Annotated in this window: 24 protein-coding genes; 8 read left to right on the top strand and 16 right to left on the bottom strand. The window is 63.1% G+C overall.

Annotation, left to right across the window (positions count from 1 at the left end):
- Position 1: 1 nt before the first annotated feature.
- The 11 genes from V6M87_RS22300 to ssuE all read right to left on the bottom strand — a co-directional run bounded on the left by V6M87_RS22300 (position 2) and on the right by ssuE (position 11,759).
- Positions 2-2,386, bottom strand: coding sequence for a 3-hydroxyacyl-CoA dehydrogenase/enoyl-CoA hydratase family protein (locus tag V6M87_RS22300; RefSeq protein ID WP_332878870.1), 2,385 nt, complete (start codon positions 2,384-2,386; stop codon positions 2-4).
- A 126-nt stretch (positions 2,387-2,512) separates the two neighbouring features.
- Complete coding sequence (locus V6M87_RS22295) at positions 2,513-4,303, bottom strand: acyl-CoA dehydrogenase C-terminal domain-containing protein (protein ID WP_332878869.1); 1,791 nt, start codon at positions 4,301-4,303, stop codon at positions 2,513-2,515.
- 54 nt (positions 4,304-4,357) lie between these two features.
- Positions 4,358-4,975 carry a TetR/AcrR family transcriptional regulator gene (locus V6M87_RS22290; protein ID WP_332878868.1) on the bottom strand — a complete coding sequence of 206 codons (618 nt, stop codon included), beginning with the start codon at positions 4,973-4,975 and terminating at the stop codon, positions 4,358-4,360.
- Between the two features lie 149 nt (positions 4,976-5,124).
- Positions 5,125-5,505 carry an RNA-binding S4 domain-containing protein gene (locus tag V6M87_RS22285; protein WP_332878867.1) on the bottom strand — a complete coding sequence of 127 codons (381 nt, stop codon included), beginning with the start codon at positions 5,503-5,505 and terminating at the stop codon, positions 5,125-5,127.
- Positions 5,502-6,662 (bottom strand): cardiolipin synthase ClsB, encoded by a 1,161-nt coding sequence (gene clsB, locus V6M87_RS22280; RefSeq protein ID WP_332878866.1) that lies wholly within the window; start codon positions 6,660-6,662, stop codon positions 5,502-5,504. The genes V6M87_RS22285 and clsB overlap by 4 nt, the downstream gene beginning before the upstream one ends.
- A gap of 5 nt (positions 6,663-6,667) precedes the next feature.
- Positions 6,668-7,480 (bottom strand): endonuclease/exonuclease/phosphatase family protein, encoded by an 813-nt coding sequence (locus V6M87_RS22275; RefSeq protein ID WP_332878865.1) that lies wholly within the window; start codon positions 7,478-7,480, stop codon positions 6,668-6,670.
- Positions 7,481-7,545: 65 nt separating this feature from the next.
- The gene (locus tag V6M87_RS22270) at positions 7,546-8,274 is read right to left on the bottom strand and encodes an ATP-binding cassette domain-containing protein (RefSeq protein WP_332878864.1); all 729 of its coding nucleotides are present in this window, start codon (positions 8,272-8,274) and stop codon (positions 7,546-7,548) included.
- Between the two features lie 10 nt (positions 8,275-8,284).
- Positions 8,285-9,043, bottom strand: a complete 759-nt coding sequence (ssuC, locus tag V6M87_RS22265; protein WP_332878863.1) for an aliphatic sulfonate ABC transporter permease SsuC — start codon at positions 9,041-9,043, stop codon at positions 8,285-8,287.
- Positions 9,043-10,209, bottom strand: coding sequence for an FMNH2-dependent alkanesulfonate monooxygenase (gene ssuD, locus V6M87_RS22260; RefSeq protein ID WP_332878862.1), 1,167 nt, complete (start codon positions 10,207-10,209; stop codon positions 9,043-9,045). The genes ssuC and ssuD overlap by 1 nt, the downstream gene beginning before the upstream one ends.
- A gap of 8 nt (positions 10,210-10,217) precedes the next feature.
- Positions 10,218-11,177 (bottom strand): sulfonate ABC transporter substrate-binding protein, encoded by a 960-nt coding sequence (locus V6M87_RS22255; protein ID WP_332878861.1) that lies wholly within the window; start codon positions 11,175-11,177, stop codon positions 10,218-10,220.
- Between the two features lie 6 nt (positions 11,178-11,183).
- Positions 11,184-11,759, bottom strand: a complete 576-nt coding sequence (ssuE, locus tag V6M87_RS22250) for an NADPH-dependent FMN reductase (protein WP_332878860.1) — start codon at positions 11,757-11,759, stop codon at positions 11,184-11,186.
- A gap of 189 nt (positions 11,760-11,948) precedes the next feature.
- Here ssuE and V6M87_RS22245 point away from each other — a divergent pair, with 189 nt between their 5' ends.
- The 8 genes from V6M87_RS22245 to V6M87_RS22210 are packed head-to-tail and all read left to right on the top strand — an operon-like array spanning position 11,949 to position 19,276.
- The gene (locus tag V6M87_RS22245) at positions 11,949-13,136 is read left to right on the top strand and encodes an acyl-CoA dehydrogenase family protein (RefSeq protein ID WP_332878859.1); all 1,188 of its coding nucleotides are present in this window, start codon (positions 11,949-11,951) and stop codon (positions 13,134-13,136) included.
- Positions 13,137-13,138: 2 nt separating this feature from the next.
- Positions 13,139-13,915, top strand: coding sequence for a methionine ABC transporter ATP-binding protein (locus V6M87_RS22240; RefSeq protein ID WP_332878858.1), 777 nt, complete (start codon positions 13,139-13,141; stop codon positions 13,913-13,915).
- Positions 13,908-14,570 (top strand): methionine ABC transporter permease, encoded by a 663-nt coding sequence (locus tag V6M87_RS22235; protein WP_332878857.1) that lies wholly within the window; start codon positions 13,908-13,910, stop codon positions 14,568-14,570. The genes V6M87_RS22240 and V6M87_RS22235 overlap by 8 nt, the downstream gene beginning before the upstream one ends.
- Before the next feature lie 13 nt (positions 14,571-14,583).
- Positions 14,584-15,420, top strand: coding sequence for a MetQ/NlpA family ABC transporter substrate-binding protein (locus V6M87_RS22230; protein ID WP_332878856.1), 837 nt, complete (start codon positions 14,584-14,586; stop codon positions 15,418-15,420).
- Complete coding sequence (locus V6M87_RS22225) at positions 15,417-16,808, top strand: LLM class flavin-dependent oxidoreductase (protein ID WP_332878855.1); 1,392 nt, start codon at positions 15,417-15,419, stop codon at positions 16,806-16,808. Before V6M87_RS22230 ends, V6M87_RS22225 begins: the two co-directional genes overlap by 4 nt.
- A complete protein-coding gene (locus V6M87_RS22220; RefSeq protein WP_332878854.1) occupies positions 16,798-17,769 on the top strand; it encodes an aliphatic sulfonate ABC transporter substrate-binding protein in 972 nt (323 codons plus the stop codon). The genes V6M87_RS22225 and V6M87_RS22220 overlap by 11 nt, the downstream gene beginning before the upstream one ends.
- Entirely contained in the window at positions 17,766-18,572 is an 807-nt protein-coding gene (locus V6M87_RS22215) for an ABC transporter permease (RefSeq protein WP_332878853.1), read from the top strand. Before V6M87_RS22220 ends, V6M87_RS22215 begins: the two co-directional genes overlap by 4 nt.
- Positions 18,569-19,276, top strand: coding sequence for an ABC transporter ATP-binding protein (locus tag V6M87_RS22210; protein WP_332878852.1), 708 nt, complete (start codon positions 18,569-18,571; stop codon positions 19,274-19,276). The genes V6M87_RS22215 and V6M87_RS22210 overlap by 4 nt, the downstream gene beginning before the upstream one ends.
- Here the strand turns inward: V6M87_RS22210 and V6M87_RS22205 are convergent.
- From V6M87_RS22205 to V6M87_RS22185, 5 genes are all read right to left on the bottom strand, one after another.
- Entirely contained in the window at positions 19,273-19,485 is a 213-nt protein-coding gene (locus V6M87_RS22205) for a hypothetical protein (protein WP_332878851.1), read from the bottom strand. The genes V6M87_RS22210 and V6M87_RS22205 overlap by 4 nt on opposite strands.
- A gap of 175 nt (positions 19,486-19,660) precedes the next feature.
- A complete protein-coding gene (gene nudB / locus V6M87_RS22200) occupies positions 19,661-20,113 on the bottom strand; it encodes a dihydroneopterin triphosphate diphosphatase (protein WP_332878850.1) in 453 nt (150 codons plus the stop codon).
- Positions 20,114-20,268: 155 nt separating this feature from the next.
- Positions 20,269-22,074 carry an aspartate--tRNA ligase gene (gene aspS / locus V6M87_RS22195; RefSeq protein ID WP_332878849.1) on the bottom strand — a complete coding sequence of 602 codons (1,806 nt, stop codon included), beginning with the start codon at positions 22,072-22,074 and terminating at the stop codon, positions 20,269-20,271.
- Positions 22,075-22,126: 52 nt separating this feature from the next.
- Positions 22,127-22,714, bottom strand: coding sequence for a DUF502 domain-containing protein (locus tag V6M87_RS22190; protein ID WP_332878848.1), 588 nt, complete (start codon positions 22,712-22,714; stop codon positions 22,127-22,129).
- Positions 22,715-22,742: 28 nt separating this feature from the next.
- Positions 22,743-23,069 (bottom strand): FmdB family zinc ribbon protein, encoded by a 327-nt coding sequence (locus V6M87_RS22185; protein ID WP_332878847.1) that lies wholly within the window; start codon positions 23,067-23,069, stop codon positions 22,743-22,745.
- Positions 23,070-23,353: the final 284 nt, after the last annotated feature.

The following is a 23,353-nucleotide window of genomic DNA, read 5'->3' as shown; positions in this document are numbered from 1 at the left end:
ATTAGTTGCGAACGGGTTTGCCGGTCTGCATCATGCCCATGATCCGTTCCTGCGATTTCGGGTTGTTCAGCAGTTCGAGGAAAGCCTTGCGCTCCATGTCGAGGAACCACTGTTCGTTCACGACACTGCCCTGGTCGATATCGCCGCCGGAGACGATCTCCGCGATCATGTCGCCCAGCTTGTAGTCGTGCGCCGAGATGAAGCCGCCGTCACGCATATTGACCAGCTGGCCACGGATGGTCGCCCAGCCGTAGCGGCCCGTGGCCACCACCGGACGCTGGACCGGTGCCCGGTAACCTGCGTCAAACATGGCGCGCGCCTGTACCTTGGCCACGTGCAGCAGCTCGTAGGCGTTGAAGACGATGATGTCGTCTTCCTTCAGGTAGCCCATGGCTTTCGCTTCCAGTGCCGACTTCGACACGTTGGCCGTGGCCGCATTGGTAAAGCCGGTTTTCAGGAATTGCAGGATGTCGTTGCCCTTCGCTTCCGTGAAGGCGCGCACTGCCGCTTCCTTCAAACCGCCCCCGGCAGGAATCAGGCCCACGCCCACTTCCACCAGACCGATGTACGACTCGATCGACGCCACGCGTTTCGACGCATGCAGCGCCATTTCGCAGCCGCCGCCCAGTGCCAGGCCCGCGACAGCAGCCACCACCGGCACGTTCGAGTACTTCATCTTCATGAAGGTGTCCTGCAGCTCCTTGATGATCGGGTCCATCGCTTTCGCGCCGCCGGCCATGAAGGCTGGCAGGGCCGATTGCAGGTCGGCGCCGGCCGAGAAGGCGCCGCCTTCGGCAGCGTCGGTATTCCAGATCACCAGACCCTTGAAACCTTTTTCGGCCTCAAGCAGGCCGCGCTGGATGCCCTTGATGACGCCATCGCCGATGACGTGCATCTTGGTTTTCAGCGAGATGACCAGGACTTCATCGCCCGAGTGCCACAGACGCACCGATTCGTCTTCGAACACGGTGGTGCCAGCGGTCTTGGCATCCTGACCGCCCGCGCCCAGCACCGGCGCACGGAACGCCTGGCGCTCGTACACTGGCAGGGTGGAGCGCGGCACATAGCTGTTGCTGGCGGCGGAGTACGAACCTTCTGGCGTATGCACGCCGTCTTTTTCGAACACCCATGCTGGTAGCGGTGTATTGGTCAGCGCCTTGCCGGCGTCGATGTCTTCCTTGACCCATTCGGCGATCTGCTTCCAGCCAGAGGCCTGCCACGTTTCGAACGGGCCGACGTTCCAGCCGAAGCCCCAGCGCATCGCGAAATCGACGTCGCGCGCGTTGTCGGCAATGCTGCCCAGGTGCACGGCAATGTAATGGAAGGCGTCGCGGAAGATCGCCCACAGGAACTGCGCCTGTGGATTGGTCGATGCGCGCATGGCCTTGAATTTTTTAACCGGGTCTTTTTCTTTGAGGATGCGCGCGACGATGTCGTCGGCCTTGCCGCCGCCGGTGACGTATTCACCCGTGGCGAAGTCGAGGCGCTGGATATCCTTGCCGACTTTTTTGTAGAAGCCGCCGCCGGTTTTCGAACCCAGCGCGCCTTTTGCAACCAGCTTGGCCAGGACGTCAGGCGTTTTATAGATGCTGAAGAACGGATCGTCCTGCAGCGTGTCCTGCATGGTCTTGATCACATGGCCCATCGTGTCCAGGCCGACCACGTCGGCGGTACGGAAGGTGCCGGATTTCGCGCGACCCAATTTTGCGCCGGTGAGGTCATCGACGACGTCGACGGACAGGCCGAATTTCTCGGCCTGGTGGATGGTGGCCAGCATGCCGAAGATACCGACGCGGTTGGCGATGAAGTTCGGGGTGTCCTTGGCGCGCACGACGCCTTTGCCGAGCACGGAGGTGAGGAAGGTTTCGAGCTGGTCGAGAATTTCAGGACGGGTGTCGACGGTCGGGATCAGTTCGACCAGGTGCATATAGCGCGGCGGGTTGAAGAAGTGGACGCCGCAGAAGCGTGCCTTCAATTCGGCGTCGAAGCCGTCGGCCAGCTTGTTGATCGACAGGCCCGAGGTGTTCGAGGCGAAGATCGCGTTCGGCGCGATGTGCGGCGCGACCTTTTTATACAGGTCGTGTTTCCAGTCCATGCGCTCGGCGATGGCTTCGATGATCAGGTCACAGCCTGCCAGGACATCGAGGTTGTCGTCGTAGTTGGCGACTTCGATCAGGGAAGCGTCGTCCTTGTTGCCCAGCGGGGCAGGCGAGAGTTTTTTCAGGTTTTCGATGGCGCGCAGGACGATGCCGTTTTTCGGGCCTTCCTTGGCCGGCAGGTCGAACAGGACAACTTGTACCTTGGCGTTGACGCAGTGCGCAGCAATCTGCGCACCCATCACGCCCGCGCCGAGGACGGCGACTTTTTTGACGGTGAAATTCGACATAAATAGTTTCCTTTGTTTGCTTCGTCACCCCCGCGGAGGCGGGGGCCTGTAGCACGCATGCTTTGGTGGTGCTGCGCGCATGGTATGGGTCCCCGCCTTCGCGGGGATGACGCGGGAGGGGGTTATTTAAAACAGGTCAGCTTCCATCGCCATCAAATTCGCCGAACCCGAACGGGCCTGGCGGATCAGCATCGCGGTTTCAGGGTACAGGCGCGCGAAGTAGAAACGGATCGTGCCCAGTTTCGACTTGTAGAACGTGTCGCCCGAATCCTGCTTCTCCAGCGCGATCTTGGCCATTTGGGCGAAGAAGTAGCTGTACACCAGGTGACCAACCACGCGCAGATAAGGCACGGCGGCGGCGCCGACTTCGTCCGGATTCTGGAACGCCTTCATGCCGATTTCCATGGTCAGCTTGGTGACCTTGTCGCCCAGCTCGCCCAGCGGCGTGATGAATTCGCTCATGTTTTCGTCGAGGCCGTTGTCTTCGACGAACGCCTTGATTTTCTCGCCGAATTTACGCAGCTTGGCGCCGTTGTCCATCAGGATTTTGCGGCCCAGCAGGTCGAGCGACTGCACGGTGTTGGTGCCTTCGTAGATCATGTTGATACGGGAATCGCGCACATACTGTTCCATGCCCCACTCGCTGATGTAGCCATGGCCGCCAAATACTTGCATGGCTTCCGACGTGGCAATCCAGGCGTTATCGGTAATAAAGGCCTTGATGACAGGCGTCAGCAGCGCGACTTCGTCGGCGGCTTCCTTGCGCACATCGGCGTCGGTGTGGTTCAGCTCGCGGTCGATCTGCAACGCGACATACGACGAGAAAGCGCGCGCGCCTTCGGCATATGCTTTTGCAGTGAGCAACATCCTGCGCACGTCCGGGTGCACGATGATCGGATCGGCTTGCTTGTCCGGTGCTTTCACGCCCGACAGGCTGCGCATTTGAATGCGGTCTTTTGCGTAGATCAGTGCGTTCTGGTACGCCACTTCGGTCAAACCGAGCGACTGCATGCCCACGCCCAGGCGGGCCGCGTTCATGAACACGAACATGGCGTTCAGGCCCTTGTTCGGCTGGCCAATGATCCAGCCGCGTGCGCCGTCCAGGTTCATCTGGCAGGTCGAGTTACCGTGGATGCCCATCTTTTCTTCGATGGCGCCGCAGGTAATGGCATTGCGCTCGCCGACGCTGCCGTCAGCATTCGGCAGGAACTTCGGCACCAGGAACAGCGAGATGCCTTTCGAGCCTTCCGGCGCATCCGGCACACGGGCCAGCACCAGGTGGATGATGTTTTCCGACATGTCGTGTTCGCCGGCCGAAATAAAAATCTTCGAGCCGGTGATCAGCCACGAGCCATCGTCCTGCGGCAGCGCTTTCGAGCGCAGCATGCCGAGGTCGGTGCCGCAATGGGATTCGGTCAGGCACATGGTGCCGGTCCACTCGCCCGAGACCAGTTTTGGCAGGTAGAATTTTTTCTGGTCGTCGGTGCCGTGTTCTTTCAGGCACTCGTAGGCGCCGTGCGACAGGCCCGGGTACATGGTCCACGCCTGGTTCGACGAGTTCAGCATTTCGTAGAACGAATTGTTCAGCGTGATCGGCAAGCCCTGGCCGCCGTATTCCGGATCGCAACCGAGCGCAGCCCAGCCGCCGTCGACGTACTGCTGGTACGCTTCTTTAAAACCTTTCGGGGTCGTGACCGTGTTGGTGGCGGCATCGAAATGGCAGCCTTCGCGGTCGCCCGAGTGGTTCAGCGGGAACAGCACGTCCTGGGTGAACTTGGCGCCCTCTTCCAGGACCTGATTGATGATGTCGGCATCGACTTCTTCATGGTTGGGCATGCCCTTGAATTCCTCGGCAACATTGAGCAACTCGTGCAGGACGAATTGCATATCCCGGATTGGCGCGACGTACTGACCCATGGTGATCTCCTGAAAAGCGTGTGGTTTTAAATTGAATCTGAAGCGGAACGAGTATCAGCCTTCCAGGCTGACACTCACTTGACTGGTATTGCGGTAATTCTCGAGCAGACGGTCGAATCCTAACTTGGCCCGGTCGACACTGCCGGGGCGGCGCAAGAAGCGCGCATCGTGGTGCAGGGCCAGGATCAGCCCGTACATTTCATACACCATTTGCTGGGCGTCGGTGTCGGGCTGCAACTGGCCGGCGTCAATGCACTGCTGGACGCAGCGCAGCAACGCGCCCTGCCAGGCCCGCACCATGGCCACCAGCTCTTCGCGGATGGGACCGGGGCGGTCGTCGTATTCAACGGCTCCACTAATATAGATGCATCCCGAGGCAATTTCCACCGATACCCGCTTAATCCAGCGGGCGTACATGGCCTGCAGGCGCGGAATGCCGCGCGATTCTTTCACGCTGGGAAAAAATACTTCCTGCTCGAAACGGTGGTGATAGAGCTTGAGCACTTCCATCTGCAAGTCTTCGCGCGAGCCGAAGTGGGCAAACACGCCGGATTTGCTCATGTTCATCTTGTCCGCGAGCAGGCCGATGGTCAGACCTTCGAGGCCTTCGCGACTGGCGAGCTCGAGCGCGACATCGAGAATCGCTGCCCGTGTCAGTTCTCCCTTGCGCATGAATTTGGCTGTGGTAGTGATGTGATGCCCCTGCAATGACGACAAGTTCCAAACCGTTCCGAAAAATTGCGAACGCTCGTACTATTATCTAATGGGGCGCAAAAGTCAAACCTGAACTTTAGAGGCGCGGTTCTATCTTCGGCGCGAACTCAGCCGTTGGCCTTGCCCATGGCGCGCCGGTCATGTTTGCTTGGACGGCCCTTGATGTCGAGTGCCGGTTCGCGGAACAGGCGCCGCGCCGTCTGGTCGTTCTCGCGCTTTTCGATACTCTGGGGCGTCTCTTGATACAGGGTCGCGGCAATCGTCGCCGAGCCGCGCTGGTCGGAGATGCCGGTCACCAGCACCTCCCACACATTCGAGCCGTTGTCGATGGTCAGCTTGTCGTCCAGCTTGACGGTGCGCGACGGTTTGATGCTGTCGCCATCGAGGCGCACGCGGCCGCGATCGACCGCATCGGTGGCCAGCGACCTGGTTTTGAAGAAACGTGCGGCCCACAGCCACTTGTCGATGCGTACGTTGGTGTCACTCATGCATATCCTATCGAAAAAACCCGCATCGCCAGTTTATAGGCAAGATAGGCACCCGCATAGCTGGTCCGGCGCGCCCAGCTCATCTGTTTCAACTCATCGTCGCCGATGGCGGCGCCATCGAGGATGCCGCGCTGGATGTGCACCCGCACGGTGGCGGCAAACGCGGCATCTTTGACCACGACATTCGCTTCCTGGTTGACGAACAGCGACAAGCCATCACAGTTGCTGGAACCGACGGTGGCCCAGTCATTGTCGACCACGGCAATTTTGGCATGCAGCTGGGTCTTGCGGTATTCAAACACTTTGACGCCGGACGCCATCAGCTTGGGATAGAAGGAGTGCGCCACGGCATCCTGCAACTTGAATTCGCCCACGCCGATCAGCAGTTGTACATCGACGCCGCGCTCGGCTGCCTTGGCCAGCGCCTCGCGGAATTTACGGCCGGGCGCAAAATATGGGTTGGCCAGCAGGATGCTGTGTTTGGCGCCGCCCAGCGCTTTCAGATACGCGCGCTGGATGGTGCGGCGGTTGCGCAAATTGTCGCGCACCACAAAGCCGGCCTGCATCGGGCCATCGCCCTCGCCCGGCGGCACTTGTTTCAAGACGCGGAACAGATTCATGCGTTTGAGCACGTCCAGGTGCCCAACGCGCGCCCACTGCGCCTGGGCTTCCAGGTGGATCTGCGCCACCAGCGGTCCGGTCACCTTGACGGCGAAATCCCAGCGTGGCGCCGGCAATTTTTCGTCCGGCTTGTAGTCGCACAGCCAGTCATCGTTGATGTTGATGCCGCCGACAAAGGCGATGGCATTGTCGACCACGGTGATCTTGCGGTGCGTGCGGCTGATGCCGCGTCTAAACCACGGATTGAACACGCGGTAATGCACGCCATTGCTGCAAAACGCCTCGCGCAAGCGCTTGGTCGTGGCGTTACCGGTCCCGAACCAGTCGACCACAACGCGCACCTTGACGCCCCGTTTGGCAGCCGCGATGAGTGCCGCCTCGACCTTGGCGCTACTCTCGTCGGTGGCCCAGATATAGGTTTCGAACAGGATATCGTTCTCGGCGCCATCAATGGCGGCCAGCAATGCGGGGAAAAACTGCACGCCGCTTTCCAGCAGCGTCACGGTGTTGTTGGCGACGTATTGGACCGAACGCATGCCGATCAGGACAGCGCGAGGTGGGCAACGATCGGTGCGTGATCCGACAGCCGCGCCCAGGTCGGGCCGTGCAGCACTTGCGCCTGTTCCACTTTGAAACCACGCACATACATCCGGTCCAGTCGCAACAATGGCATGGCGGCCGGAAAGGTACGCGCCGGGTTGACGGTCTTGCCGCGCCCGACGAGGCGCCGTGCGAGATCGCCGATCATATTCGATTTGCCGAGTTCATCGAACACTTCGCACACCCCCAGCGCCTCGCGCAGGCGCGCCGACAGGTTGTTGCGCCAGTCGTTAAAATCGCCGGCGATGATGACGGGTTCATCCGGCGGCGCTGTGGCCAGCACTTTCTGGATCAGCAAATCGGTCTGGCGACCACGTCCGGCTTCGAACAGGCCCAGGTGAACGACGTAACAGTGCACCTTGCAAGTCTCCGTTTCCAGGATGCAGTGCAAAATGCCGCGCTGCTCGTAAGCATGATCGGAGACATCATCATTGGTCTGGCTGGCAATCGGGAAGCTCGACAGCAGGGCATTGCCATGGTGGCCATGGTCATAGATGGCGTTCATCCCATACGCCGAGTGCGACATGTCTCCGCGCAGGAATTCATGCTGGGCGCCGTCCGGCCACTGGCGCCGTCCGCGCGTTTCGGCGCCGAACTTGGCCGAGAAATGGTCGTGCTTGCCTTGCACTTCCTGCAGGAAAACGACGTCCGCACCAAACAGGCCGATCGCTTTTTTGAGCGCCAGCACGCGGGGACGGTTGCCGATGGAGGAAACACCTTTGTGGATGTTGTATGTCGCGACACGAATCTTCATGGGAACATTCTAACCCCATCCGACACTTGCATTCCGGAACAAGTGTCTATCGTGCGCAGCCCGCTTCAAACAGCCAGCAGGCGATCGAGCAGCCGGGTCTCCAGCGCAGCAAACGCGGCATCGCGCCGGCGCGGGCGCGGCAAGTCGATGGTCACATCCAGCGCGATCTGTCCCTGCTCGATGACCAGCACGCGGTCTGCCAGCGCGATGGCTTCCTGGACGTCGTGCGTCACCAGCACCGCCGTAAAACCGCGCGCCAGCCACAGCGACTCGATCAGGCGCTGCATCTCGATGCGGGTCAGTGCATCGAGCGCGCCCAGCGGTTCGTCGAGTAACAGCAAGGGCGGCCGGTGGACCAGCGCGCGCGCCAGCGCCACCCGCTGCTTCTGGCCACCGGACAGCGCGGCCGGCCAGTCGGATGCGCGCCCGGCCAGGCCGACTGCCTGAAGGGCCGCCATCGCGGCCTGGCTGTCCCCAGTTCCGAGGCGCACATTGTCGAGTACCGATTTCCACGGCAGCAGGCGCGCCTCCTGGAACATCATGCGCATCGCGCCACTGCCTTGAATGGTGCCGGCATCGAGCTGGTCGAGGCCGGCGATGGCACGCAGCAGGGTACTCTTGCCACAGCCGCTGCGACCGACGACGGCAACGAATTCGCCGGGCGCGAGCGTCAGGTCGATGCCGTCCAGCACGCGCCGCGTGCCGAACGATTTGCGCACCTGGTGCAAGGCCAGCGCCACGCCGCGTGCGGCGGCAGCACCCAGGGTGTCCTGTTCGAGGAGGTTGGTGTTCATCAGTTTCTCCTTAGCGGTAAGCCGGATTCCAGCGCAGGCAGCGCCGTTCCAGGGCGCGCGCCAGCACATCGGCGCCTTTGCCCAGCAGGGCGTACAGCAAAATTCCGACCAGCACGATGTCGGTGCGGAGAAATTCACGCGCATTCATGGTCATGTAGCCAATGCCCGACTGCGCCGAAATGGTTTCAGCCACGATCAGCAGTACCCACACCAGCCCGAGCGCAAAGCGCACGCCCACCAGGATGGAAGGCAAGGCGGCCGGCAAAATCACGTCCCGGTACAAGGGCCAGCCCGACACGCCATAACTCTTTGCCATTTCAACCAGCGACTGGTCGGCCGACCGGATGCCGTGAAAGGTATTCAGGTACACGGGGAAGAACACCCCCACGGCCAGCAGGAACAGCTTGGCGGATTCGTCGATGCCGAACCACAAAATCACCAGCGGAATCAGGGCCAGCGCGGGAATGTTGCGCACCATTTGCAAGGTGGTGTCGAGCAGCGTTTCGGCCCGGCGCACGCTGCCGGTCAACATCCCGAGCAGCAGGCCGGCGCCGGCGCCGATGGCAAATCCACTGGCCGCGCGCCAGAGGCTGGTACGCAGGTGCAGCAACAATTCACCCGAGGCGGTGAGGGTCCAGAAGGCTTGCGCCACGGCCCACGGTTCGGGCAGGATGCGGCTGGACAGCCAGCCGATGCGCGCGGCAATTTCCCACACCGCGATCAGGGCCAGCGGCAAGGCCCATGGCGCCAGTGCGGACAAGCGTTTCATCAGGCCGCCTTCTGCCCGGTATGGTCGGGGACGCGTTTTGGCAGAATATCGCTGGCCATCATCTCGCCGAACGGTCCGGTGATCGACTGCTCCCCTGCCGCCTTGCCTTTGCCCAGCAGCGGGAACACCAGTTCGGCAAACCGGTACGATTCTTCCAGGTGCGGGTAGCCGGACAAAATAAAGGTGTCGATACCGAGGTCTGCGTATTCGCGCATGCGCGCCACCACCGTCTCCGGGTCGCCGACCAGCGCGGTGCCTGCCCCGCCGCGCACCAGCCCCACGCCGGCCCACAGGTTGGGCGACACTTCCAGCTTGTCACGCCGCCCGCCGTGCAGCGCGGCCATGCGTTGCTGGCCCACCGAATCCATCTTGGCGAACGCCGCCTGCGCCTTGGCGATGACCTCGTCGTCCAGGTGGCTGATCAACTCGTCGGCGGCGCGCCACGCGGCCTCGTTGGTCTCGCGCACGATCACGTGCAGGCGGATGCCGAAGCGCACCGTGCGGCCATGGTTTGCTGCGCGCTGGCGGATGTCGGCCAGCTTCTCGGCCACCGCGGCCGGCGGCTCGCCCCAGGTGAGATACACGTCCATCTGCTCGGCCGCCAGCTCGTGGGCCGGCTCGGACGAGCCGCCGAAGTACAGCGGCGGATACGGTTTTTGCACCGGTGGGTACAGTGTCTTGGCGCCCTTTACTTGCAGGTGCTTGCCCTCGAAATCGTAACCGGCGGCGCCGCCCTCGCCGGCCATGGTGGCGCGCCAGATGCGGAAAAATTCGTCCGAGATTTCGTAGCGTTTGGCGTGGTCGGCAAACACGCCGTCCGCTTCCAGTTCGCCCTGGTCGCCGCCGGTGACGACGTTGATCAACAGGCGCCCGTTCGACAGGCGGTCGAAGGTAGACGCCATGCGCACCGCCAGGCCGGGGCTGGACAGGCCAGGCCTGATCGCGACCAGGAATTTCAGTTTTTGCGTTACCGACATCAGCGACGACGCCACCACCCATGCATCTTCACAGGAGCGCCCGGTCGGCAGCAGCACGCCGTCGTAGCCTAGGGTATCGGCCGCCACCGCGCACTGTTTTAAATAATCGGCATCGACCGTGCGGGCGCCCTTGGCGGTGCCGAGGTAGCGGCTGTCGCCGTGGGTGGGGATAAACCAGAAAATGTTCATGTATGCTCCTAAGGTCGCGACGCCAGTTGGGCGTCCTTGACCACGATCGATGTGGGAATAAGTTTCAAACGCGTAAACGTGTCGGCGATGGCTTGCTGCTGGCTGATGACGGCGGGCGACAGCGGCGTCACGCCATAGCTGTAGCGACTGGCCGCCAGCTCCACCACCGGCAAATCGAGGCCGGTCTGGCGCGCCAGGATGGCAGCCACTTCGGCAGGATGGGTTTTACCCCAGGCGTCCACTTTGGCTAACTCATCGAGCACGATGGCGACGATCTCGCTCTGCTTCTCCGCGTACGGGCGCGCTGCCAGGTAAAACTGGTGGTTGGCCACCAGCCCGGTGCCGTCGGCCAGCACGCGTGCACCCAGCTGCTTTTCGGCCGCTGCCAGGAAGGGATCCCAGATTGACCAGGCGTCGATGGCGCCGCGCTCGAACGCGGCGCGCGCATCGGATGGCGCCAGGAACACCACCTGAACGTCGGTGTAGGCAATCCCGGCTTTCTCCAGCGCCTTGACCAATAAATAGTGGGCGTTCGATCCCTTGTTCACCGCGATCTTCTTGCCACGCAGGTCGGCCAGCGTGCGCAAGGTGGATCCTTTGGGCACGACGATCGCCTCGGTTTTCGGCGACGGCGGTTCGTGACCGACATAGACCAGGTTGGCGCCGGCCGCCTGCGCAAAAATCGGCGGGGCTTCGCCGACCGTGCCGAAATCAATGCTGCCGACGTTCAGTCCTTCGAGCAGCACCGGGCCGGCCGGGAACTCGGTCCATTTGACGGTGATGTTTTTCTCCGCCAGGCGCTGCTCCAGCGTGCCGCGCCCTTTCAGTATCGTCAGCGTGCCGTATTTCTGGAAGCCGATGCGCAGCTCGCGCGCCGGCTGGGCGAATGCCTTGGTCGACAAGCCCGCCGCGAGCAGGCTTGCCCCCATCAGGGAGAGGGCGTGGCGCCGTTCGTTCAGTTTGCTCATAAGGTGTCAGGCAATCGCAGTGAGTGGATCGAGTTGGCGCGGGCGGCGCAGCGCCAGCGCAAATAATTCGGCGGACAACTGCTCGACGCCGCGCGTGACCCGGCTGGCGATCGGTGCGTCGAGCTGCAAGCCGTCCTCGGCATGCCACACCAGCTGGCTTGAGGCCGCATAAATACTGGGCAGGATGAAGCGCGCTGCCAACGCAGACAAGACGGGCCGCAGTGCGTAATCGAGCGCCAGCAGGTGCGACTGGCTGCCGCCGGTGGCCACCGGCAAGACCAGCTTGCCGTCCAGGCCTTCTTGCGGCAGCAGGTCGAGAAAACATTTCAGGATGCCGGCAAAGGATGCCTGGTAGATCGGCGTGGCAATGACCACGGCATCGGCCGCTTCCACTTGCGCCAGGGCGCGCGCGATGGCGGGGTCGCTGCCATCGCCATGCAGCAGCGCCGCGGCGGGCAGGTCGCGCACCTGCAGGCGAATGCATTCATGGCCGTGCGATGCGAGGCATGCGCCGATGTGGTGCAGCAGGCGGGCGCCGCTGGAGGCGGGCGACGGGCTGCCGCTGATCAGGATGACAGTCATATTGTAAAAGTGTGGTGATGGTGGCAAAGGCTACGTCTGGCCCGGCGAAATGAAAACGAATGGTTTCGAAATTGGATATACGGTTTTTGTTCGCGCGGTTTACGCATATCGATGAGCAGATATCTTCGTTCACATAACGCGCAGCGCGGCGCAGGATAAGAAACATCGACTTCCTACGATTGCGTTTCCATGCCTGACACCGTGCTCCAGTTACAAACCGACGACCCATTGCGCATTGCGCACGCGCTGGCCGCGCGCCTCGCCACGACGGCCGTCGCACGCGACCACGCTGGCGGCCATGCAGCGCAAGAACGGGCCTTGATCCGTGATTCCGGCTTGCTGACGCTGTCGATTCCCACTGAATTCGGCGGCGCCGGCGCCAGCTGGGAAACCGTGTATGCCGTGATCCGTATCCTGGCCCGGGCCGACAGCGCGCTGGCCCACGTGTTCGGCTTTCATCACCTTCAGCTGGCCGGCATCACGCTGTATGGCAGCGAGGAACAACAGCGCCGCCTGTTGACGGCCACCGTGCGTGACCAGCTGTTCTGGGGGAATGCGCTGAACCCGCTCGACAAGCGCACCATCGCCACCGCGCACGCCGACGGTTTTACGTTGGATGGCATCAAAAGCTTTTCGTCCGGCTCAGTGGGCGCCGACTGGCTTACCGTCTCCGCCTGGGATGAAGCGGCCGGCGCCGCGCTGATCGGCGTGCTGCCGGCCAATGCCACCGGCGTCGAGGTGCAGCCCGACTGGGACGCCTTCGGCCAGCGCCAGACCGACAGCGGCAATGTGCGGTTTAACGGCGTGCACCTGCCACGCGAGCTGGTGCTGCAACTGCCGGGACAAGCCCCCACGCCGCAGGCCACCTTGCGCTCGCAGGTGGCGCAGCTGATCATGACCAATCTGTACCTGGGCATCGCACAGGGCGCGTTCGAGGCGGCGCGCAGCTACACCAGCGAACAGGCGCGCGCCTGGTTCGCGTCCGGGGTCGAGAAAGCGAGCGACGATCCGCTGGTCCAGCATCGCTACGGCCAGCTGTGGCTGTTGCTGCGGCCCGCCGAACTGGCCAGCGACCACGCAGGCAGCTTGCTGGAACGGGCCTTCCGGCGCGGCGCCGCCCTGACGGCACCGGAACGGGGAGCAGTCGCGGTCGCCGGCGCCGAAGCGAAAGCGCTGGCGCACCGCGCCGGCATCGAAATCAGCAGCCAGATGTTCGAGCTGGCCGGCGCGCGCGCCACGTCTGCCAAACTGGGCTTCGACCGTTTCTGGCGCAACGCGCGCGTGCACACGCTGCATGACCCGATCGACTACAAGATCCGCGACCTGGGCCGCTACGCCCTGGACGGCACCCTGCCGACACCGACGCCGTATTCGTGACCATGCACCCTGTTATTACCATTGAGGGCGCGAAGAAATCGTTTGCGCTGGCGCGCGGCCAGCGTTTTCACGCGCTGCGCAATGTGTCGCTGCAGGTCTGGCCGGGCGACGTGTTTGGCCTGATCGGCAAAAGCGGCGCCGGCAAATCGACCTTGCTGCGCCTGATCAATCTGCTCGAGCGCCCGGACAGCGGCAGTGTCACTGTCGATGGACGCGAACTGACTGGCCTGAACAAGGCTGCGCTGCGCTCGGCCCGGCAGAACATCGGCATGATTTTCCAGCAGTTCAACCTGCTGCAAAACGCCACCGTGTTCGACAACGTCGCCTTCCCGCTGCGCATTCACAAGACGCCGGCCACGCAGGTACGCGAGCGCGTGCACGCATGCCTGGAACTGGTCGGCCTGCTTGAGAAGGAACACAGTTATCCGGCCCAGCTGTCCGGCGGCCAGAAGCAGCGCGTGGCGATTGCCCGCGCGCTGGCCAGCCGCCCGGCGGTGCTGCTGTGCGACGAACCGACCTCCGCGCTCGACCCCGACACCACGCGCGCGCTGCTGGCAACGCTGCGCGACATCAACCGGCGACTTGGCGTCACCATCGTCATCGTCAGCCACGAGCTGGCCGTACTCGGCGCCATCTGCAACCGCGTCGCAGTCATCGAGGATGGCGCCATTGCCGAGCAGTTTGCGCTGGCCGACACCGGCATCCGCCGTACCGCGCTGGGCCGTGAACTGGCCCAGTACGGCACGGCGCCCGCCCGGCAGGAGGCGATCCATGCTTGAAAAATTCTTGACGCTGTTGCCGGAATTGACGGTCGCGCTGGGCCAGACCCTGACCATGCTCGGCATCGGCCTGGCGTCCGCGCTGGTACTGGGCGGCCCGCTCGGCATCCTGCTGTTTCTGGTGGCCGACGGCCAGTCGCTGCAAAACCGCCCCGCCGCGCTGATCCTGGGCTGGTTCGTCAACACGGTGCGCTCCTTCCCCTTCATTATTTTGCTGGTCGCCCTGGTGCCGTTCACGCGCTTCATTGCCGGCACCTCGATCGGGCCGCTGGCAGCGGCCGTGCCGCTGTCGCTGGCGGCCATCCCGTATTTTGCGCGCCTGGTCGAACAGAACCTGCGCGATGTGCCGCGCGGCGTCATAGAAGCGGCGCACGCGATGGGCGCCTCCGAACTGCAGATCGTCCTGCGCGTGCTGCTGGTGGAAGCGCGCGCCGGCCTGGTGCTGGCCCTGACGGTGCTGGCCATCAGCTTCCTGTCGTATTCGGCCGTGGCCGGCGTGGTGGGCGGCGGCGGCATCGGCGACCTGGCCATCCGCTACGGCTACTACCGTTTTGAGACCGACGTCATGGTCATCACCGTGCTGGTCCTCATCGCGCTGGTGCAGGCGATCCAGTTCACCGGCACCCGCATCGCCAGACATATCGACCAACGCTAACCGGACCTCCATCATGCGCCTTGCTATTCCCGCCCTTGCCCTTGCCATCGCCGTCAGTGCCAGCGCCTACGCCAAAGACCCGAAAGAAATCGTCATCGGCACCAGTGCCGGTCCCTACGCCGACCAGGTCAAACTGGGCATCAAGCCCATCCTCGAAAAGCAGGGTTATAAGGTGCGCCTGATCGAATTCAACGACTACATCCAGCCGAACTTCGCGCTGGCCGAAGGGGCGCTCGATGCGAACGTGTTCCAGCACATCGTCTACCTCACCAAATTCTCGGCTGACCACAAGCTGGCCCTGACCGACCTGGTGACGGTGCCGACCGCGCCGATCGCCATCTACAGCCGCAAGCACAAGGCACTGGCGGAAGTAAAAGCCGGCACCACGGTGGCGCTGCCGAACGACCCCACCAACCAGGCCCGCGCCCTGGTCATGCTCGACCAGCTCGGATGGATCAAGCTGCGCGAAAAATTCGATCCGGTGCGCGCATCCGAACGGGACATCGCCGCCAATATCCGGCAGATCAAGCTGCTGCCACTGGAGGCGGCGCAGTTGCCGCGCGCGCTCGATGACGCCGACTACGCCTTCATCAACGGCAACTATGCGCTGGCGTCGCGCCTGAAACTGACCGACGCGCTGGCCAAGGAAAAGGTCTCGGCCAATTACGTCAATCGCGTGGCGGTACGCACGGCCGACAAGGACGAACCGTTTGCGCGCGACATCGCCGCGGCGTACCGCTCGCGCGAATTCCTGGCCGTCACCAACAAATATTTTGCCGGCTACGCCAAGACCGATTACCAGCTGGTGCTGGAAGGAACCGCCCCGGCAAAACAGGCCAGCCTGCCATGAAGCCGATCCGTTTCAATGCCTTCCAGATGAACGCGGCCGGGCACCAGTCGCCCGGCCTCTGGACCCATCCGCGCGACACCAGCCATCGCTACACCGACCCCGATCACTGGGTCGAACTGGCCCAACTGCTCGAACGCGGCGGCTTCGACGCGATTTTCCTGGCCGACGTGCTGGGCGTGTACGACGTGTACGCCGGCAGCGTCGATGCGGCCCTGCGCCACGGCGTGCAGGTGCCGCTGAACGACCCGCTGGCGCTGGTGCCCCTGATGGCGCACGCCACGCGCCGCCTGGGCTTCGGCGTCACCGCGGCGCTGACCTATGAACATCCCTATACTTTTGCGCGCCGCATCTCGACGCTCGACCACCTGACGCGCGGGCGCATCGGCTGGAATATCGTCACCGGCTACCTCGACAGCGCGGCGCGCAACCTGGGCCTGGACCAGCAACTGGGGCACGACGCGCGCTACGACCTGGCCGACGAATACCTCGACGTGGTCTATAAATTGTGGGAAAAAAGCTGGGACGATGACGCCGTGGTGCGCGACAAGGAACGCGGCGTCTACACCGATCCGGCACGGGTTCACCCCATCCATCATCGCGGCCGCCACTACACCGTACCGGGCATTCACCTGTGCGAACCGTCGCCACAGCGCACGCCACTCCTGTACCAGGCCGGCGCATCGCCGCGCGGCGTCGCCTTTGCCGCGCGCCACGCCGAGGCCACCTTCCTCAGTGGCCCCAGCAAAAAAATCGTCAAGCAGTACGTCGACCAGGCCCGGACCGCCACCACTGCGGCCGGGCGCGACGGCGACGCGCTGCTGGTGTATGCGCAGGCGCTGATCGTCACCGCGCCAACAGAAACCGAAGCGCGCGCGAAACTGGCCGATTATGAACGTCACATCAATATCGAGGCGGCACTCACGCTGCTGTCTGGCTGGACCGGGGTCGATTTCAGCAAGCTCGCGCTGGACGCCACCATCGACTACATCGACACGGACGCCGGCCGCTCGGCGCTGGCGTCGCTCAGCGCGGCCGACCCGTCGAAGGTGTGGACGGTGCGCGAAGCGGCGCTGTTCATCGGCCTTGGCGGGCGCGGCCCGATCATCGTCGGCGATCCGTCCCAGGTAGCCGACCAGCTCGAAAGCTGGCTCGACGCCACCGGCATCGACGGCTTCAACCTGGCCTTCGCGGTGGCCCATGACAGCATGCGCGACGTGGTCGACCTGATCGTGCCCGCGCTGCGGGAACGCGGCCGCTACCGCCCGGGCGACATCGACGGCACCTTGCGCGAACAGCTGTTCGGCACCGGACCGCGCCTCCCTTCGCAGCACCCGGGCCGCCAGGTCCGCATCGATCCTCCCCTCCTGAAAGACCTCCATGCAGCGTAGAACCTTGCTCCAACTGGCCGCCCTCGCCACCCTGCCGCGCCTGGCGCTGGCCGCACCCTTGAAAGAGCTGCGCCTCGACTACGCCTATTATTCGCCCACCAGCCTGGTGCTGCGCCACTTCGGCTGGCTGGAAGAAGCCTTCAAGGCTGATGGCACCGATATCAAATGGGTGCTCAGCGCGGGCAGCAATCGCGCGCTCGAATACCTCAACGCAGGCAGCATCGACATCGGTTCCAGCGCCGGCCTGGCCGCCCTGCTGGCCAAGGCAAACGGCAACCCGATCACGACGCCCTACATCTTTTCGCGCCCCGAATGGACCGCGCTGGTGGTGCGCAAAGACTCGCCGATCAAGACATTGGCCGATTTGAAGGGCAAAAAAGTCGCCGCCACCAAGGGCACCGATCCGTATCTGTTCCTGCTGCGCTCACTGGCCAGCGTGGGCTTGAAGCGCAGCGACATCGAACACGTCAGCCTGCAGCATGCCGACGGCCGCGCAGCGCTGGAACAGGGCCAGGTCGATGCCTGGGCCGGCCTCGATCCGCACATGGCGGCCAGCGAGCTGCAAGGCGGCGCCCGCCTCCTGTACCGGAATGTGGCATTCAATACCTACGGCTTCCTGAATGTGCGCCAGGCCTTTTTGGCGGAGCAGCCGGCCGCCGTGGCCAAGGTCATCCAGAACTACGAACGGGCGCGCCTGTGGCTGATCGCCAACCCGGTCGCCGGCGCCAAGATCCTGTCCGAAGAAGCCAAGGTATCGCTGCCGGTAGCGCTCCTGCAAATCAAGTTGCGCAGCGACTTTTCCAATCCGCAGCCATCGAGCGAACACGTCAAAGCGCTGCAGCTGGCCGCGCCGATCCTGCGCGATGAAGCGCTGGTCAAGCCGGGTACCGATATTGCCGCAGTCATCAACGGCCTGGTCGACACCCGCTTCGCCCAGCCCTACATCGCGCGCAAGACATGAACACGCGCGCACTGCGCTTGCCGAGAACGCCGGCGCGGCACGGCTGGCGCTTCCCACTGGGCCTGCTGCTGCCGGCGGCCATGCTGGTGGCGGCGGAAGTGGGCGTGCGCAGCGGCGCGGTTCCGGCCAACCTGCTGCCTGCGCCCAGCCAGGTGCTGCAGACGATCATCGCGCTGGCTGAACATGGCCTGGCCGCGCACGTGGCCAGCAGCGCGCTGCGGGTCGCCATCGGCTTTGCCAGCGGCGCCGCGCTGGGCATCCTGCTTGGCGCGGCCGTTGCGCTGAGCCGCCGCCTTGATGCCATACTCGACCCCACCCTGCAGGCGCTGCGCGCGATTCCCTCGCTGGCCTGGGTGCCCTTGCTGCTGCTGTGGCTGGGCATCGACGAAGCGCCCAAACTGGTCCTGATCGCCATCGGCGCTTTCTTCCCGGTGTACATGGGCACCGTGGCCGGGATCGGCGGCGTGGACCGCAAGCTGGTCGAAGTCGGGCGCCTGTACCGCCTCGGGCGCGGCGCGCTGCTGCGGCGCGTGCTGCTGCCGGCCGCGCTGCCGTCGCTGATGACGGGCCTGCGCAATGGCCTGGGCCTGGCCTGGATGTTCATGGTGGCGGCCGAACTGATTGCCGCCAGCCGGGGCCTGGGCTACCTGCTGTCGGACGGGCGCGAAACCAGCCGCGCCGATATCGTGATTGCCGCCATCGTGCTGCTGGCACTGCTGGGCAAAGCCAGCGACAGCGGCCTGCGCGCGCTGGAGCGGCGCTATTTATCCTGGCGCGACAGCTTCCAGGCGACGAACCCATGACGGCGCTGTTCGACGTATCGATCGCCAGCAAGCAGCACGGCGAGCGTCAGATCCTGCGCGATATCCAGCTCACCTTGCATGCGGGTGAAATCGTCAGCCTGGTGGGCGCGAGCGGCTGCGGCAAGAGCACCCTGCTGACGATCGCATCCGGACTCGATACCGCCTACCGCGGCCGCGTGCTGCTCGATGGCGTGCCAATCCAGGGGCCACATGACGAGATTGGCCTGATTTTCCAGGAGCCGCGCCTGTTCCCGTGGCTGACGGCGGCGCAAAACATCGCGTTCGGCGGCGGTGCCGACCAGCAGCAGTTGCTGGGCGACGTCGGTTTGAATGGCTTCGGCGACACCCTGCCACACCAGCTCTCGGGCGGCCAGGCACAACGCGTGGCGATTGCACGCGGCCTGTCCACGCGGCCGCGCGTGCTGCTGCTCGACGAACCGTTCTCAAGCGTCGACGCTTTTACGCGCATGCAGTTGCAGGATGTGCTGCTGCGGGTAGCAGCGGCGAGGCGGCTGACGATTTTACTGGTCACGCACGATATCGACGAAGCGCTGCACCTGAGCGACCGGGTCGTGCTGCTCGGGTCAAATGGAACAGAAACCTTCGACGTCCCGGCGCCACGCCCGCGCATTCGAGGCGACAGCATCAGCGCGCCGGTCAAACGCACGCTGCTGGCACGCCTGCAGGCCAGTCACGCGTTTTAGGCGGCCACGTCGTGCCCGGCGCCGTCCACCATCCAGAGGTGATCCGGCACCGCATCGGCGCGCAGACGGGATGCGGCAGAGGGCGGCAGTGGCGCGAGCAGACAGGGTCCCGTCAAAATCAGGCCCCCAGGTAATTCGATCTCCAACAAGCCATTTACGTTCTTCATCGATTTGACCTGAAGCTCGGTCTGCGCTGATGCATTGTTCAACAGTTCTCTCCCCAGAGTTGGCGCGCCTTTGTGTCGGACACGGGACGGCAATGCAGCCGTCTGACGCAGCAGGATGGTCCGCGCATGGCATACGCCTGCGGGATGAATTTACGATAGGTCAATATTGCAGGGAAGTCAAACTGTTGAGTATCTTATGAACAACAGTTATGGACAATTATTGTAGATGGCGTGGCAACTGCAGGATCGCTTCCGCGTTCGAGGACGAGAAGCAGCGGTCGGCCGCCTCCAGCAGCGGCAGCCAGGCGTGTGCGACATGTTCGCGCGGGGACAGGAGGATGGGAATGTCGCGCGGAACGCAGACGGAGAAAACGTGTTCGGTGTTCTGGGTGACCCCGGGGGCGTAGCGGTGGCGCCAGGTGGGGTAGATTTCGTAGATGTTGGAAAGACACCAGTCGCGCAGGATAATGCTTGCTCCATCAGCAACAATGCCGGTTTCTTCGAACAGTTCGCGGATGGCCGCTTCGAGCAAGGGTTCGTCGGGGGCGTCGATGGAGCCGGTGACGGATTGCCAGAAGTTGGCGCGGTCGGCGCGTTCGATGAGGAGGACGTCGAGGTCGGACGTGTGGATCACGACCAGGATGGAGATGGGGATTTTGTGCGATGGCATGGCGGGAATAGGAACAATCTTCCACCACCAACCTACAAACCGTCATCCCGGCGAAGGCCGGGATCCATGCCACTTACGATGAAGCGATAACGCTGCGCGAAGTTGCTATGGGTCCCCGCCTGCGCGGGGATGACGTGCAGAGGGAGGCGATAAGTTTAAGCCACCTTCGGCTCAGCACCACGCAAACGAATGTGCAGTTCACGCAGCTGCTTCTCGTCGACTTCCGACGGCGCATTGGTCAACAAGCACTGCGCGCGCTGGGTTTTCGGGAACGCGATCACGTCGCGGATCGAATCCGAACCGGTCATCATGGTCACGATACGGTCCAGGCCAAAGGCCAGGCCACCGTGCGGCGGCGCGCCGTATTGCAGCGCGTCCAACAAGAAACCAAACTTGAGCTGGGCTTCTTCCGCGTCGATTTTCAGCGCGCGGAATACCTTGCTCTGCACTTCTTCGCGGTGGATACGGATCGAACCGCCGCCCAGTTCCCAGCCATTCAGGACCATGTCGTAGGCCTTGGCGATGCAGGCGCCCGGATCGGTTTCGAGCATGTCTTCATGGCCGTCTTTCGGCGCCGTGAACGGGTGGTGCGTGGCGGTCCAGCGGCCCGACTCTTCGTCGTAGTCGAACATCGGGAAGTCGACCACCCACAATGGCTTCCACACGTCGTCGAACAGGCCAGCCTTTTTGCCGAACTCGGAGTGACCGATTTTGACGCGCAGCGCGCCAATCGCGTCGTTGACGACCTTGGCCTTGTCGGCGCCGAAGAAAATCAGGTCGCCGTCTTGCGCACCGGTTTGCTCGATGATCTTGGCCAGCGCTTCGTCATGCAGGTTTTTCACGATTGGCGACTGCAGGCCATCGCGGCCATTGGCTTTCTCGTTGACCTTGATGTAAGCGAGGCCGCGCGCGCCGTAGATCGCAACGAACTGCGTGTACGCATCGATTTCCGAACGTGGCATGGTGCCGCCCTGCGGGACGCGCAGGCCGACCACGCGGCCGCCGACCATATTGGCGGCGCCGGCGAACACCTTGAAGTCGACGTCTTTCATCACCTCGGTCAGGTCGGTGAACTCCAGCTTGACGCGCATGTCCGGCTTGTCGGAGCCGTACATGCCCATGGCGGTGGCGTAATCCATGACCGGGAACGGGTTCGGCAGGTCGATATCGAGCGTGTTCTTGAAGACCATACGGATCATGTCTTCGAACAGGTCGCGGATTTCCTGCTCGGTCAGGAACGAGGTCTCGCAGTCGATCTGGGTGAATTCAGGCTGGCGGTCGGCGCGCAAGTCTTCGTCGCGGAAGCACTTGGTGATCTGGTAGTAGCGGTCGAAGTTGGCCACCATCAGCAGCTGCTTGAACAGCTGCGGCGACTGCGGCAGCGCGAAGAATTTACCGGCATTCACGCGCGACGGCACCAGGTAGTCGCGTGCGCCTTCCGGCGTCGACTTGGTCAGCATCGGCGTTTCGATGTCGATGAAACCCAGGTTGTCGAGGTACTTGCGCACTTCCATCGTCACCTTGTAACGCAGGCGCAGGTTGTTCTGCATTTGCGGGCGGCGCAGGTCGAGCACGCGGTGGGTCAGGCGGGTGGTTTCCGACAGGTTGTCATCGTCCAGTTGGAACGGTACCGTCACCGATGCGTTGAGCACTTCGACGATGGTGGCCGTCACTTCGATCTTGCCCGACTTCAGGTTGCTGTTGACGGTGCCTTCCAGGCGGTTGGTGACGGTGCCGGTGATGCGCAGGCAGTACTCGTTGCGCACGTTTTCCGCGGCCTGGAAGACAGCAGCATTGTCCGGGTGGCAGACCACCTGCACCAGGCCTTCGCGGTCGCGCAGGTCGATGAAAATCACGCCGCCGTGGTCACGGCGACGATGCACCCAGCCGCACAGGCTGACGGTTTGGCCCAGCAGCTCTTCGGTCACGAGGCCACAGTAGTTGGTACGCATGGAAGACATAGTTAGATCCTTAAGTTGTCAATATGACGCCGTGGTCGGCGCCGTTGTTCTTTTATTCTGGTGCAACAACGCCCATCGAGACGATGTACTTCAGCGCCGCGTCGACCGACATGTCCAGTTCGACGACGCGGCTTTTTTCCATCATCAGGAAAAAGCCGGAGGTCGGGTTCGGCGTGGTCGGCACGTACACGCTGACGTAGTCGCCGACCAGGTGGTTCTTCACGTCGCCGCCCGGCACGCCGGTCAGGAACGCGATGGTGTACGAATCGGCGTGCGGGTAGGGAATCAGCACGGCCTTGCGAAAGGCATTTCCGGACGACGAAAACAGCGTATCGGACACCTGCTTGACGCTGCCATACAGCGAGCTGACCACCGGGATCCGCTTGAGCAGGCTCTCCCAAAGGCGCAGAACGTAATTGCCAACCAGGTTATTGGTCAGCAGGCCGGTCACAAAAATGATCAGGATCGTCAGGATCGTGCCCAGGCCCGGGATCTCGAAGCCGATCAGCGTATGCGGCTGCCAGCGTTCAGGCACGATCAGCAGCGACTGGTCCATCGTGCTGATGACCAGGTTCAGCACCCAGACGGTAATCGCCAGGGGCACCAGGACCAGCAGGCCGGTAATAAAATATTTACGCATTGTTGTGAGGACCAGTGTTTTCAGATAGTCATTTCGGGGTGCTGTCGGTCGCCGCCGGCTTGGCGGCCGCTGCTGCCGGTGCGCTGTCGCTGGACTTCGATTCGGCAGTCTTGGTGTCGGCGGCCTTGCTCTCGCCAGACGAGACAGCCGTGCCGGTGGCAGGCGGCTTGTTGCCGCCGCGGAAATCGGTGACGTACCAGCCGCTCCCCTTGAGCTGGAAGCCGGCCGCGGTCAATTGCTTCTTGAACGTGCTTTTGCCGCACTCCGGGCAATCGGTCAATACCGGGTCGGACAGCTTCTGCAGCACATCCTTGGCAAAGCCGCACTCTTCACAGCGGTAGGCATAAATCGGCATTCAATACTCCGCAAAAATCGTCAAAACCCTGAATTATAAAGCTTTTGTGGCGCTAGCCGGCCAAGGTGCCCTGCCCCCTCCGCAAGCGCTGCCCGCGCAGCGCATCCATTTGTTGTTTTTCGCGCCGCATGGCGGACAAAGTGTTGCCGAAACTTAAACCAGATGTTTCAATGAGGACCTCTTCACGAGGAAGAAACAGAAGTCTGGAAGGCGCCCGGCGCCACCCGTCCATACAAGAAGCAGCGATTATGAAGCCCGCCACGCGGGCTTTTTTTCGCCTGTCG

This window comes from Massilia sp. S19_KUP03_FR1, assembly GCF_036688685.1.
Taxonomy (GTDB): Bacteria; Pseudomonadota; Gammaproteobacteria; order Burkholderiales; family Burkholderiaceae_D; genus JALYUM01.
This window is presented reverse-complemented; position numbering and strand designations above follow the sequence as displayed.